At 39.1% G+C, this 14590-nt stretch carries 12 protein-coding genes; all 12 read left to right on the top strand.

Going from position 1 to position 14590, the window contains the following annotated elements; translation table 11 throughout:
• The first annotated feature begins 1 nt into the window (after window position 1).
• Window positions 2-1579, top strand: a complete 1578-nt coding sequence (locus tag JFU01_RS01580) for an acyl CoA:acetate/3-ketoacid CoA transferase (protein ID WP_195855583.1) — start codon at window positions 2-4, stop codon at window positions 1577-1579.
• 50 nt (window positions 1580-1629) lie between these two features.
• Window positions 1630-2877, top strand: a complete 1248-nt coding sequence (locus JFU01_RS01575; RefSeq protein ID WP_195855582.1) for a thiolase family protein — start codon at window positions 1630-1632, stop codon at window positions 2875-2877.
• 194 nt (window positions 2878-3071) lie between these two features.
• Window positions 3072-6290 (top strand): DEAD/DEAH box helicase, encoded by a 3219-nt coding sequence (locus tag JFU01_RS01570; RefSeq protein WP_195855581.1) that lies wholly within the window; start codon window positions 3072-3074, stop codon window positions 6288-6290.
• Window positions 6291-6327: 37 nt separating this feature from the next.
• On the top strand, window positions 6328-7542 hold the full coding sequence (locus JFU01_RS01565; RefSeq protein WP_195855580.1) for a CapA family protein: 1215 nt from the start codon (window positions 6328-6330) through the stop codon (window positions 7540-7542).
• A 13-nt stretch (window positions 7543-7555) separates the two neighbouring features.
• Complete coding sequence (locus tag JFU01_RS01560) at window positions 7556-8134, top strand: sugar O-acetyltransferase (protein WP_195855579.1); 579 nt, start codon at window positions 7556-7558, stop codon at window positions 8132-8134.
• 173 nt (window positions 8135-8307) lie between these two features.
• A complete protein-coding gene (gene rpsB, locus JFU01_RS01555; RefSeq protein ID WP_060778203.1) occupies window positions 8308-9093 on the top strand; it encodes a 30S ribosomal protein S2 in 786 nt (261 codons plus the stop codon).
• A gap of 147 nt (window positions 9094-9240) precedes the next feature.
• The gene (gene tsf / locus JFU01_RS01550) at window positions 9241-10116 is read left to right on the top strand and encodes a translation elongation factor Ts (RefSeq protein ID WP_060778204.1); all 876 of its coding nucleotides are present in this window, start codon (window positions 9241-9243) and stop codon (window positions 10114-10116) included.
• 82 nt (window positions 10117-10198) lie between these two features.
• A complete protein-coding gene (gene pyrH, locus JFU01_RS01545) occupies window positions 10199-10915 on the top strand; it encodes a UMP kinase (RefSeq protein WP_013669226.1) in 717 nt (238 codons plus the stop codon).
• A 4-nt stretch (window positions 10916-10919) separates the two neighbouring features.
• Window positions 10920-11480: a ribosome recycling factor gene (gene frr, locus JFU01_RS01540; RefSeq protein ID WP_195855578.1), complete on the top strand. Its 561-nt coding sequence runs from the start codon at window positions 10920-10922 to the stop codon at window positions 11478-11480.
• A gap of 253 nt (window positions 11481-11733) precedes the next feature.
• On the top strand, window positions 11734-12474 hold the full coding sequence (locus JFU01_RS01535) for an isoprenyl transferase (RefSeq protein ID WP_195855577.1): 741 nt from the start codon (window positions 11734-11736) through the stop codon (window positions 12472-12474).
• Window positions 12475-12489: 15 nt separating this feature from the next.
• Window positions 12490-13281 (top strand): phosphatidate cytidylyltransferase, encoded by a 792-nt coding sequence (locus JFU01_RS01530; protein WP_195855576.1) that lies wholly within the window; start codon window positions 12490-12492, stop codon window positions 13279-13281.
• A 12-nt stretch (window positions 13282-13293) separates the two neighbouring features.
• A complete protein-coding gene (rseP, locus tag JFU01_RS01525) occupies window positions 13294-14556 on the top strand; it encodes an RIP metalloprotease RseP (RefSeq protein WP_195855575.1) in 1263 nt (420 codons plus the stop codon).
• The last annotated feature ends 34 nt before the right edge of the window (window positions 14557-14590 follow it).

Here is a 14590-nt window from a genome sequence, read left to right as displayed (position 1 = left end):
AATGGGTAAAAAGAAACCAGTTATTTCAAGACGTGAAGCAGCTGATTTAATTAAAGATAACGATCTATTAGCTACTTGTACTTTCGGTTTAGGGGGCCTACCTGAAGACTTACTAGTAGGGGTTAAAGAACGTTATGAAGAAGAACAACATCCCAAAGACATTACTTTCATGTGGTCATGTGGTATTGGTAACAACAAACCTGGCCGTGGTGCTGACCACTTATTAGCAGATGGTTTGGTAAAACGTATCATTGCTGGTCACGTTGGTTCTTCACCTGGTATGGTTGATAAGGTGGTTAATAACGAAGTTGAAGCCTATTTATTACCACAAGGTGTATTTACTCAACTTTATCGCGCTATTGCTGGTAACAAACCTTTCTTAACTAAAGTTGGTTTACAAACCTATGTTGACCCTCGTTTAGAAGGGGCTAAAGCAACTGAAAAAACCACTGAAGAACTTATCGAATTAGCGGAATTTGGTGGCGAAGAATGGTTGAAATATCCAGATTTTGATATTGATGTTGCCTTCATCCGTGGATCATTTGCTGATGAAAAAGGAAACATGAACGTTGAAGATGAGACCTGTATTCTTGAACAACTTGAATTAGCAATGGCTACCAAGAAAAAAGGTGGTACCGTTATTGCTCAAGTAAAACAAATTGTTGAAAACAACTCTCTAGATCCTAAGAGTATTGTGGTACCAGGCGGTTTAATTGACTATATTGTGGTAGCTGAGCCTGAATATCACTATCAAACTATGGGGACCTACTACAGCCCAGAACTAGCTGGAAAAATCAATGTTCCAGTGGACAGCGTTAAACCTGCACCACTTTCATCACGTAAGGTCATTGGTCGTCGTGCAGCTATGGAATTACAACCTGATTCTGTGATTAACTTAGGTATCGGTACGCCTGACATGGTGGCTTCTGTTGCCCAAGAAGAAGGCGTTGCTGACGAATATGTGACAACTCTAGAGATGGGTATCTGGGGTGGTAGTGCTGCTGGTGGCTTAGACTTTGGTGCTTCACGTAATGCTGATGCTTCCATTGCTATGGCTAACCAATTTGATTTCTACGATGGTAACGGTTTAGACCTTTCTGTATTAGGAATTGGACAAATTGACCAATATGGTAACAATAACGTTACAAAATTTGGTCCTAAAGTTCCTGGCCCAGGTGGATTCATCAATATTTCTCAAAACACTAAGAACCTTGTCTTTGTAGGTACTTTAACTGTTGGTGGTAAATCACACATCGAAGACGGTAAATTAGTCATTGATGAACAAGGTCGTGGACCTAAATTCTTGAAAGAAGTTGAACAAGTAAGTTTCTCTGGTAAATATGCCCAAGAAAACGACCAAAATATCTTATACGTCACTGAACGTGCTGTCTTTGACTTACATGAAGGTAAAGTTCGTTTAATTGAAATTGCACCAGGAATTGACCTCCAAAAAGATGTTCTTGACCAAATGGAATTTGAACCTGAAATTGCCGAAGACTTGAAAGAAATGAATCCTGATATCTTTAAAGAAGAATGGGGCGGCCTTAAAGAAATTATTGATGCAAAATCTAAAAAATAATTAGATATGTTGTATAATAAAGGCCTTGAAATTAAAGGAGGATTTAGTGAATGTTAAAAGCTAAAAATGAAGAAGTTGTTTTTGTTGGTGCCGCACGGACTCCTGTTGGTGCTTACCTAGGCGACTTAAAGACTGTTCCAGTTGATGAATTAGGGGTAATTTCTCTTACAGAAGCTGCTAAACGTGCTGGTGTTGAAGTTGAAGATATTGAAGAAGTTATTGTTGGTCATGTCACTGGATCACAAACAACCAATAATTTAGGTAACATTATCGGGATTGATGCAGGAGTAAAAAATACTGCAACAGGTATGACTATTAACCGTATCTGTGGATCAGGTATTCAATCCGCTGTATCAGCCGCACAAGAATTACTATTCTCCAACAAAAGTATTATTGCTGCTGGTGGGGTAGAATCTTTATCACGTGCGCCTTTCTATCTACCAGAATCCGCTCGTTATGAGGGATTAAAGGGAGGCAATAAACCTTTAATTGATGCTAACTTAGCTGGCCATAGCTCTGCTTCTGGTAAAGATTCTGGTGTTAACCACATGGGAAACACTGCAGAAAATGTTGCTCGTAAATACGGAATTACTCGTGAACGCGCTGACCAATTTGCAGTAGAATCTCAACGTAAAGCTGCAGAAGCTATTGAAAACGGACGTTTCGCTCAAGAAATCATTCCGGTAGAAGTTAAAGGACGTAAGGGGAAAGTTAACGTCGTAGAAAAAGACGGCCATCCACGTCCAGGAACATCGATGGAATCATTAGCTAAATTACGCCCAGCTTTTGAAAAAGATGGTATTGTTACTGCAGGTAATGCTTCTGGCTTAAATGACGGTGGTGCTTTTGAAATTATGACCACCAAATCAGTTGCTGAAGAACGTGGCTTAGAAATCATGGCTCGTGTCGTTGACTACCAAATTGCTGGTTGTGACCCTGCATACATGGGCTTAGGACCGGTTCAAGCGATTAAAGACATTCTTGCGCGTCAAGAAATGGACCTTAAAGAAGACATTGATATCTTAGAAATTAATGAAGCCTTTGCAGCTCAAACTATTGGTTGTTTGATTGAACTTGGTATTGAAGAAGATACTGACTTCTACAAGAATCATTTCAACCCACATGGTGGTGCAGTTGCTTTAGGGCACCCATTAGGCATGTCTGGTGCACGTATCATTACATCTCTATTGTATGAATTCAAGAACCATCCAGAATACCGTTACGCGATTGCTTCAGCATGTATCGGTGGTGGACAAGGTATTGCTCTCTTACTTGAAAATGGTTATTACCAAGGCTAATTTTAATCATTAGCTTGAAATAGAACTCCTAGGGACTTCTCCTAGGAGTTTTTTGTGTTCTGTAAGATCTAAATATTAGTAATGACAGACTTCTACATATGCCTTAAGGCTGGATATTCTATTCACTTTTACGTCGGTATGGTATAATAAATTAATTCAAAGAAGTTAATTATTTATAAAAAGTGGGTGAATTTATGCGTTGGAGTATACCAACAAAAATGATTGAGGAAGGTAGGCAGCTAGTTAACCAGGACCGTGTGCTAAAAGTGATTCCTAATGAAAATGAAGCTATTTGGCGCGCAGAAGTTCTTGACGATGAAAAATACATCGTTATTTTAGATGGAACTGGTAAAGAAGAAGATATTTGTCGTTGTATCACTTGGCAACAAAAATCTTACTGCCCACATACTGTTGCAGTGGAATTGTTTTTACGTGACCATGATGTGGTGCGTGCCATGGCATATTCCAAGAAGCCTCTATTTCATTATCCAGAAAATGTGATGGACCAGCATCCATCGATCGATAAATTACTCACTTCCTACCGTGAAAGAATGGATTACAAGCTCAGTGACCAGGATCAAGTCAAGACCTATCGTTTAAAGGTTCAATTTGAAATTTACGATATGACTGGACTCCAATATCAATTATCGAGTGAAAGACTCTTTTATTTAAGGCTAAAAGTCGGCTATGATCAACTTTACTATGTTCAAGATTTTACGGATTTTTATCGACAACTTTTAAATGCGGGCTCATATAGGCTCTCCAACCGCCACGACAAAGCGGTCTGGCTCATTAAAGAAGCCTTTAATGCTGATACTTATGACTTGCTTTACCAATTAGCCTTGATTAAGGAAAATAACAATCACCGCCTAGAAGCAGGATTAAATATTTCGACATCTCACCAAAGCCCTCAACGAGATTTCTTATCTCAGAAACAATTGTCCATGTTGATAGATTTTTATCAAGAGCACAGTGAATCAAATCAAGATGGCGACAACATCCAATTTTATCTCGATGATGACTTAGTTGAGCTTAACTTTTATCAAGACAAACGGCCAGTCTTACTTGAACTCCAGCACAAGGATGGAAATTACCTAGTGATCATGAACCCTAGGATGCGCTTATATAAGTTCTACCAAATGATCTTCGATGGCTCCAACCTCTATAGAATTGAAGCTGACCAAAGTTATTTTGATGATTTAGAATTGTTGCAAGGAACATTTGCTGACCATTCCTACCAGTGGCAGCTTAGTGCGGATGAGGTTGAAGAGTTTATTTCTTGTTTTGGCTACCAAATTCTTGCCCATGGTCTTATCAATAATATTGTATTGTTAAGTTTTGCTTCAGGAATGGGCCCATTGAAAGTAGAGATAGCCCTAGATGTCAGTGATCGTCTCTTACAAGCTAATTTAATCTATCATTATGGCCAGTACCAGTTATCTGATACTCCAGGAGAAAATATTTTGCCAGAAAAGGGCATTATCTTAAGAGATATTAAGGGCGAAATTCAATCCGAGCAACAACTTATCAAATTAGCCTTTGAAAAATCAGATAATCAATTTATTAGTCAATTTGATAATTTTAATCAAACCATGGAAGCTTTAAACGATTGTCAGAAATTCTTCCCTGATGAATGGACGGTGACTTATAGTCAACAATTAGAGGAATGGCAAAATAACGATAAGCAATTAAAAGTAGAAACTGGTAAGAATGAAGAGAATCGCTTCTTAACGATTAATTTCACCCTGGATGATGTTGATGACGATGAAGTCAATGAAATTTTAAAGGCTATCGAGCAAAACGACAAATACCTGCAGTTAGATAGTGGAAAAATTATTGATTTGAAGAAAATTATTACTCCTCAACAGAATAAGATGTTAAAACAGCTGCGTTCTGGTAATACGCATTGGGAAAATGGGGGGCAAGTTCCTGCCTATCAGAGTCTAAAATATGCAGACGCCTTAGGTCAGGCAGTAGATTTTGAACAATTCTACCAAGATATCATCCACCCAGCTCGGTCAGATTACCAAAGCAATCCAGGCTTAAAAACTGAATTAGCCCCTTATCAGAAATATGCTGTTCAGTGGTTAGGCCAATTGGCTAAATATAACCTAGGTGGACTATTAGCCGATGAAATGGGACTAGGGAAAACTGTTCAAACAGTGGCTTTCCTCTTGGATTACTTTGATAAATTGCCTCAAGCCAATGTACTCATTTTAGCGCCAGCTTCTGTTATTTATAATTGGAAATATGAAATTCAACGCTTTGCTCCAGAGGTGAAGGTTGTGGTATTAGATGGTAGTGTTGAGGAAAGGGAAAAAATCCGTCAGGAAAATCCCAAGGCCATCTGGATTTGTTCCTACCATTCCTATCGTAATGACCAAGAAGCCTACCACCAAGAATATTTTGATGTTTTGATTTTAGATGAAGCCCAAGCACTCAAGAATGAACGTACGGTTTTATACCAATCAGTTGTTAACCAGGACAGTGGCATGCGGATTGGCTTATCAGGGACTCCTTTAGAGAATAATTTAAATGAGTTTTGGGCTTTGATGCAAATGATTTTACCAGGTCTATTACCACAGAAGAAAGAATTTCAAGCCATGTCCATTGAAAACATTCGTAAATTGGTTAGCCCCTTTGTCTTACGTCGAACCAAACAGGAAGTTCAATTGGAATTGCCTGATAAGTCCGTACATAATCGCTATGCTAGCTTAGAATCAAATCAAAAGGCGGTTTATCTTGCTTACTTGGAAGATATCCGCGATCGCCTAAAAGATAATGATGTCAATGGTTCTCACAAACACATGGAAATGCTTGCTGCCATCACCCGCTTGAGACAAATTTGCTGCCACCCAGCCCTAGTTAATTCTGACTACCAAGGAACGAGTGGAAAATTTGAATATTTCAAACGGATGTTAGAACGGGCCTTAAGTAATAATCGTAGAATATTGGTCTTTTCACAATTTACATCGATGCTAGCGATCATGCAGGATTATTTAGACCAAGAAGCGATTAACTATTTTATTATTGAAGGAAAAACCAATAAAGAAAAACGCCAAGATCAAGTCAACCGCTTCAACCAAGGTGAAGGCTCCGTCTTTTTAATCTCCCTAAGAGCTGGCGGAGTAGGAATTAATCTGACCGGTGCGGATACTGTCTTTCTTTATGATCTTTGGTGGAATCCCTCTGTTGAAGAACAAGCTATCGGCAGGGCCCACCGAATCGGTCAGACCAAAGATGTTGAGGTTTACCGATTCATTACAGAAGGAACGATTGAAGAGCGCATTGCTGAATTACAAGAAGAAAAACGCCATCTTTTCGATGAACTTTTCCAAGATGAGGAAATGGGAGAAAGTTCCCACTTAACCATGGATGACTTGCGCTTTATTTTAGATATGCCTGCAAGTTAAAAGTGAAACGTCAAGTATAAAATAGAGGAGGTAGATGATGAATATCAAAGGACTGTTAAAAGCGCTTTTAGGTGTTTTCTTTGCCCTACTAATTGTCATTTCAGGAGCATTTCTTTATCAAGAATTAAAGCATTCTAAGGATGGCCAAAGCTGGGAGTTTAGTTTAAAGCCTAAGAATAATTCTTCAAAAACAAGTAGTGCGCGCATTTTTTGTAATGGGGACCTACTTTATCACGATATCGTTTATTGGTCTGCTGAGCAGGGGGATGGGACTTATGATTTTAATAATAACTTCCGTTACGTTAAAGATTGGTTAGGCCAGGGAGATTTGGTGATTGGAGATTACGAAGGCACCATCACACCAGGACGTGAGTTAACCGGTTATCCAATGTTTAATGCCCCAGTGGAAGTCGCTTCAGCTATAAAAAATGCTGGTTATGATGTGATGGCCTTAGCAAATAATCATATTTTGGATATGGGGTTAGAAGGAGTCGCTTCAACTCAAAAAGCCTTTAATGATTTAGGGATCGATACTATCGGAGTTTATACCAAGGCACCACGCTCCACTGATCAACTCTTAATTAAAGAGGTTAATGGCATTAAAATAGCCATTTTAAATTATGCATATGGCTACAATGGTATGGAACAAAATCTGTCCAAAAAAGAATATGAGTCTTCCATGAGTGACCTTGATGAAGAGAAAATGAAGGAAGAAATTAACTTTGCTGAGCAAAATGCGGATATAACCATTGTTATGCCGCATATGGGTATTGAGTACCAGTTACAACCTAATGAAGAACAGAAAGCTCTCTACCATAAGATGATTGACTGGGGAGCTGATCTCGTCTTTGGGGGCCATCCTCATGTCATTCAACCAAGTGAAGTGGTCAACCACAATGGTGAAAATAAGTTTATTATTTATTCCATGGGGAATTTCTTATCTAATCAACGGATCGAAACCGTTGACAACCCTTGGACGGAAAGAGGGGTGCTGATGGATGTTAGCTTGACTAAGCAGGGAGACACCACCAAAATTGACACTATTCAAGCCCATCCTACCTGGGTTAATCGTACACCCAATGGAAAAAGAGGGCACGGCTTCGATCTATATGACTACACAGTTTATGTCTTAGAAGATTGGGTTCAAGGCGGGAAGTATTATGGTCAATTAGGTCAAGCGACTCAAGCTAGAGTGGATCGCGCTTACCAAGAAACACTTGACCATGTCAATTTACAATGGCCTAAGGAATGAAAAGGAAGGTAAAATGTCTGAACGCGAAAAAATGAAAGCTGGTCAATGGTACGATGCTAATTATGATGAGGAACTATTAGCTATGCGGCAAAATGCCCAAGGCTTAGCTAAAAAATATAATGATTGTCTATTAGAAGATCCTCAGCAAAAGGAAGCCTTCTTACGGCAAATTTTTGCTCATTTCGGGGGTAGGTCTCAATTACTGGCTCCTTTTTATATTGACTATGGGACTAATGTAAGTATCGGAGATGATTGCTTTATTAATTATTCTGCTTACTTCATGGACGGGGCCCCTATTACTATAGGAGACCACTGTTTTATTGGACCCTTTTGTGGTTTCTATACAGCACAGCACCACCTACAAATCAAAAAGCGTAACCAGGGCCTAGAGCGGGCTTTACCGATCAAGGTTGGTGCAAACTGTTGGCTGGGAGCTAATGTTTCCGTGATGCCTGGCGTAAGTATTGGTTCTGGTGCAGTGATTGGAGCTGGCAGCGTGGTAACCAAGGATATTCCGGACAATGCCTTAGCAGTCGGAGTGCCGGCAAAGCTTGTTCGCTATATTAATCAGGACGAGGAACTAGATGTTTAAATAGAAAATGCCATTATAGCCTTGTATTCTATTCGTAAATGATATATAATAGCTCAGTATGTGTTTAACATATATTTATTTCACACTACGTGGATTGAAACGCCAGGTGCTCTAGCATGAGTAGCGTTTCTTGGAAGCGTAGGCGGAAAAATAACCAAATGGAGGTAATAGATATGTCACAAGTGACTATGAAACAATTATTAGAAGCAGGGGTTCACTTCGGTCACCAAACCCGTCGTTGGAATCCTAAAATGGACCGTTACATTTTTACCGAACGTAATGGCATTTATATTATTGACTTACAACAAACTGTCAAATTATTAGACAAGGCTTACAACGTGGTTCGTGATATTGCTGCTAATGGTGGTAACATCTTATTTGTTGGGACCAAGAAGCAAGCACAACAAGCTATTGAAGAAGAAGCTTTACGTTGTGGTCAATACTACGTTAACCATCGTTGGTTAGGTGGCTTGTTAACTAACTGGGACACCATCCAAAAGAGTATCCAACGCATGCGTGATATTGATCGTATGGAAGAAGACGGTACTTTTGATGTTCTTCCTAAAAAAGAAGTTTCTGAATTAAATAAAGAACGTGAAAAATTAGAGAACAACCTTGGTGGTATGGCTGATATGCCAAGCTTACCAGATGCAATTTTTGTGGTTGACCCACGTAAGGAAGAAATTGCAGTTAACGAAGCTAAGAAATTAAACATTCCAATCATTGCTATGGTCGACACTAACTGTGACCCAGATGATATTGACTATGTCATCCCTTCAAACGATGACGCTATTCGTGCAATCCGCCTAATTGCAAGTACTTTAGCTGACGCTGTACTTGAAGGTAACCAAGGTGAAGATGACGAAGACGCAAGCGAAGAATTAGCAACAGACGAAGATTTAGAAAAAGTTGCTGCCCAATTTGCTAGTGAAAACGAAGAAGCAGAAGGCCAAGAATAATCTAAATCGGTTGCAGTAAAACGCTAAAAATAGTAAGATATAAAAGAGTAGATAGCTATCTTCTTAGGTAACTCAAGCTTCAAGTAGCTTTTACTTATGAGATAGCTATTTTTTTGAAATGAATTCACTATAGGAGGAAAATAAAATATGGCAATTAGTGCAAAGTTAGTTAAACAATTACGTGATCAAACTGGCGTGGGTATGATGGACGCTAAGAAGGCTCTTCAAGAAACTGATGGGGACATCGATAAGGCTGTCGACTACTTACGTGAATCTGGTCAAATGAAAGCTGCTAAGAAGGCGGATCGTGTTGCTGCTGAAGGTTTGGCAAAGATTTATATTGAAGGCAATACTGCAGCTATTTTAGAAGTAAATACTGAAACTGATTTTGCTGCAAAAAATGATAAGTTCACTGAAATTATCGATGAAATTGGACATGCCTTAGTACAATATAAGCCACAAGATATGGAAGAAGCTAAGGAAAAAGTTGAAATTAACGGTGAATCCTTAGAAGACTACCTTACTCAAAAGACTGCGATTATTGGTGAACGGATTAACTTCCGTCGTTTCACTGTTTTTGAAAAAACTGATGACCAAGTGTTCGGACAATATGTCCACATGGGTGGGAAAATTGCTACACTTGTTTTAGTAAATAGTTCTGATGACCAATTAGCTTTAAATCTTGCTTTACATGTTAGTGGGATTGCGCCTAAATATGTTAGTGAAGAGCAAATTCCCCAAGAAGAACGTGATCATGAACGCGAAGTCTTGACTGAACAAGCTAAAAATGAAGGTAAGCCTGAAAAGATTATTGAAAAAATGGTTGAAGGTCGTATGCACAAATTCTATGCTGAAGTTTGCTTAAATGACCAAGACTACTTGCTCGATGACAGCATGACTGTTAAAGAATTATTAGACAAAGAAGATGCTTCTGTAGAAGATTTCCGTCGCTACGCTGTTGGTGAAGGTATCGAAAGAAAAGAAGAAGATTTCGCAGCTGAAGTTCAAAGTCAAATGCGTTAATCATCCAGCAAATACTTTGTTGGAAAATACTAATAGGTTGGGTTAAGCCCAGCCTTTTTATTAGAAGGTTAAGGAGCGAATCATGTCTACAAAATATAAACGTATCGTTTTAAAATTGAGCGGGGAAGCCCTAGCAGGCGACAATAATTTTGGAATTGACCCTAAAACAATGAAAAAAATTGCCCAAGAACTCAAGGATGTCTACCAATTAGGGGTTGAAATAGCCATTGTCTGTGGTGGCGGAAATATTTGGCGTGGAAAAACGGGTGAAGAAATTGGTATGGAACGGGCCCAAGCAGATTATATGGGGATGCTAGCTACGATAATGAATGCCCTAGGCTTGCAAGATGCCTTAGAAAACCTAGAAGTGCCTACCCGGGTCCAAACTTCTATCGAGATGCGCCAAATTGCTGAACCTTATATTCGTCGCAAAGCCGTGCGCCATTTAGAAAAAGATCGGGTAGTCATCTTTGCTGGCGGAACAGGGAACCCATATTTTTCCACAGACACCGCTGCTGCTTTACGCGCTGCAGAAATTGAAGCGGACGTTATTTTAATGGCTAAAAATGGAGTAGACGGTGTTTATACAGCTGATCCAAAAGTCGATCAAAATGCAGAGAAATTCTCAGAACTTTCTCACACAGAAGTGATTACCAAGGGCTTACAGGTCATGGATGCAACAGCAAGTTCTTTGAGTATGGATAATGATATTCCGATTGTCGTCTTTAACCTTAACGAGCGTGGAAATATTCGTCGTGTTGTTGAAGGGGAAGAAATCGGAACAACGGTAAGGGGTTAGGATAATGGATATTAATAACTTGTTTACGGAAACAAAAAACCGTATGAAGAAGAGCGAGCAATCATTGCAAAATGAACTCGGCAAAATTCGTGCTGGCGTAGCCAATGCCAGTTTATTGAATGGTATCTATGTCGAATATTATGGGGTTGAAACGCCTTTAAATCAAATCGCATCAATTACCATTCCAGAGCCAAGAATGTTAATGGTGACTCCATATGACCGGAGTGCCTTAGACAATATTGATCGTGCCATTCAAATGTCGGATATAGGTATAGCTCCTACTAATGATGGGGAAAAAATTCGTTTAGTCATTCCTGCGCTAACTCAGGAACGTCGTCAAGAACTGTCTAAGTTAGTTGGTCGTGATTTAGAAGACGCCAAAATTGCCATTCGAAACATTCGTCGTGATGCTAATGATGCCATTAAGAAAGCAGAAAAAGACGGAGAAATCACTGAAGACGATGCTCGTCGTAATGAAAAGGAAGTCCAAAAAATTACTGATGAAGTAACTGAACGTTTGGATAAAATTGCTAGCGATAAAGAAGATGAAATTTTAAATAGTTAATCCTTACTTATTGCTTGAATTAGTGACTTTTTATTCCTTCTTTATATTCTAAAGAGGTGAATATTAAGTCACTTTTTCTTTTATTAAGTTCTATTGTTAGCGATTAGAATCCAGCTAGATACTCTTAAGTAATTCTTCCCCGCTTTTTTCTCCTTACATGTTAAAATAGGTATTAATTTGAGAAATGAGATTTACAAAATTCCTGACTAATCGGTACAATATAACTAGTATTTATATTTGAGGTGGAAACATTATGAACGAAACGCATCCTTTTGACCCTAATTTAGAAATTCCCCAGCATGTTGCAATTATCATGGATGGTAACGGTCGTTGGGCAAAGGAACGTGGCTTAAAGCGTACTGATGGACACCATGAGGGCCTAAAAGCCATTCGCCGCGTCGCTGTAGCGGCCAGTCAAATCGGTGTCAAGATATTAACTGTATATGCCTTTTCTACCGAAAACTGGAAACGTCCCCGTAGTGAAGTGTCTTATCTTATGAAATTGCCTAATTTAATGGAAGCAGAACTCTTGCCCGAATTGATAGAGAATAATGTTCAGGTTAAGATTATGGGGAATAAAGGCTCAGTGCCTAAATACACTATCCAATCTATTGAAAATGCCATAGATAAGACTAAGGATAACACTGGCTTAATCCTCAATATTGCCTTTAATTATGGGAGTAGAGCTGAGATAGTTGAGGCGGTAAAGGAAATCGCTAGTGAAGTTAAATCTGGGCATTTAGATCCTGATTCGATAGATGAAGACACGATCAGCCATCATCTCATGACCCAACAACTTGCCCCCTACAATGACCCTGATTTTTTAATTCGCTCGAGTGGAGAAGTCCGGTTAAGTAATTATTTACTTTGGCAATTGGCCTATAGTGAAATGTATTTTATTGATACTAAGTGGCCTGATTTTGACAAAAAAATCTTTTTATTATGTATTGGCGAATACCAAAGCCGTCAAAGACGCTATGGGGGCCTAAAATAGAATGGATGTATGACTATGAAGACGCGTACGATTACTGCAATTATCGCTTTAGTAATTTTTATACCTTTCTTACTTATTGGAGGAGGGTATTTTGAAGCTTTAGTTGTCTTGTTAGGAATCGTTAGTTTGAGTGAATTACTAAAAATGATGAATGTCCCGCTTTTTTCTTTTGAGGGGCTGGTTACCCAGTTGATGATGTTGGTCGTCTTACTTCCTGACCGGGTCTTATCTTTTATCCCCCATTCTCTAACGGTAATGGATCTCTTCTATGCTGGTATCATTTTTCTGTTTATAGCCATGGTTTATTTTCCCGAACAGATGGATTTTAAGCGCCTATGTGCTTTAGCTGTTTCAGCCGTTTATGTAGGTATTGGTTATCATTATATGATTATGACACGACGGTTAGGACTTTTTGCTGTCATTTTTGCTTTTGGTATTATATGGTTTAATGACAGTTTTGCTTATCTAGCGGGCGTTCATTTTGGCCGCCATAAGTTAGCGCCTAAGATATCACCTAATAAAACCATCGAAGGCTCGATAGGTGGGATATTGGCAGGGATCATCTATAGTCTTTGCCTCAATTTTTTTGATGGTAGTTTGAACCTGCCACTCCTTTCAGTGATTATCTTGGCGATTGCTCTTTGTCTCTTGGGGCAATTTGGCGACCTCATTGAATCAGCCATTAAACGCTACTTTAAAGTGAAAGATAGTGGAAAAATACTACCAGGGCACGGAGGCTTACTGGATCGATTTGATAGTCTACTGATTGTTCTACCAATGTTTCATTATTTAGTGGCATTTTTGTAGTAAGGAGTTTCTATGAAAGCAATTATCGTTTTTATTATTATTTTCAGTGTTATCGTGATATTCCATGAATTTGGCCACTTTATCATGGCTAAACGGTCAGGGATTATGGTTCGTGAGTTTGCTATTGGTATGGGACCACGTATTTTTCATTATGAAGGAGAAGAAACCACTTATACCCTACGCCTTTTACCAATTGGTGGCTATGTCCGTATGGCTGGTCTTGAAGATATGGATGAAGTCATTGAACCAGGACGACAAATTAAAGTCGGCTTTAATGATGATCAAGTGATTGATTTAATTTGCTTAGACAGTAACGAGGAAGACATTGAGGCTCTACCATTGGAAGTGATGGATAGTGACTTGTCTGAGTCTATGTATATTCATGGGGTCCCATTTGGTGAAACTGAATCTAAAAAATATTCTGTTAGCCCAGAAGCCTATATTTTGGAAGAAAATGGTAGCCTAGTAAAAATCGCTCCGCTTGACAAGCAGTTTCAATCAGCACCTTTAATTAACCGCCTGTTAACTAATATCATGGGCCCAATCAATAATTTTATTTTAGGTATCTTAGCCTTTATCCTTATCGCCTTTCTTCAAGGCGGTGTTTATAGTAATGCTCCAATCTTAGGGGAGATGGTTGAGGACTCAGCTGCTCAAGAAGCGGGATTAGAAAGCGGAGACCGGGTCATCAAGATTAATGATGAGAAGATAGATAGTTTTACTGACATGCAAAAAATTGTTAGTCAACACCCAGGTCAAGAAGTCAATTTTACCGTTGAACGTGACCAAGAGCAAAAATCTATCGCTGTTCAAGTAGGAGCGGTCGAAACGAATAAAGGTCAAAAAATCGGGCAAATCGGCGTACGTGCACCTCAAAATAAGTCCTTTGGGGCTAAGATTGCTTATGGATTTAAAGCGACTTGGGCGATTGTTGTTGGAATTATTAGCGCTATAGCTTCCATGGTCGTTAATGGTTTTGATATTAATAACTTTGGTGGTCCGGTATATATGTACCAAGCGACCTCTCAAACTGTAGAAGTCGGCTTTATTGCTGTTCTACAATTAATGGCTTATTTGACTGTGAATTTAGGCATAGTCAACCTCCTGCCTTTCCCAGCCCTTGATGGGGGCAAGGCCTTCCTCAATATTATTGAAGCCATACGTGGGAAAGCTTTAAGTGTGAGGACAGAGGGAATTATTAATTTGATTGGTTTTGTCTTATTAATGGTCTTAATGATTGCCGTGACCTGGAATGATATCTTACGATTATTTTAAATAAAAAGAGAAGCCCTTTTGAGGGTTTCTTTAT

Origin of the sequence: Aerococcus sp. Group 2, assembly GCF_905125285.1 — a bacterium.
Classification (GTDB): domain Bacteria; phylum Bacillota; class Bacilli; order Lactobacillales; family Aerococcaceae; genus Aerococcus; species Aerococcus urinae_E.
Note: the sequence above shows the minus strand (reverse complement) of the source record. Positions and strands in the feature narration are given on the sequence as shown.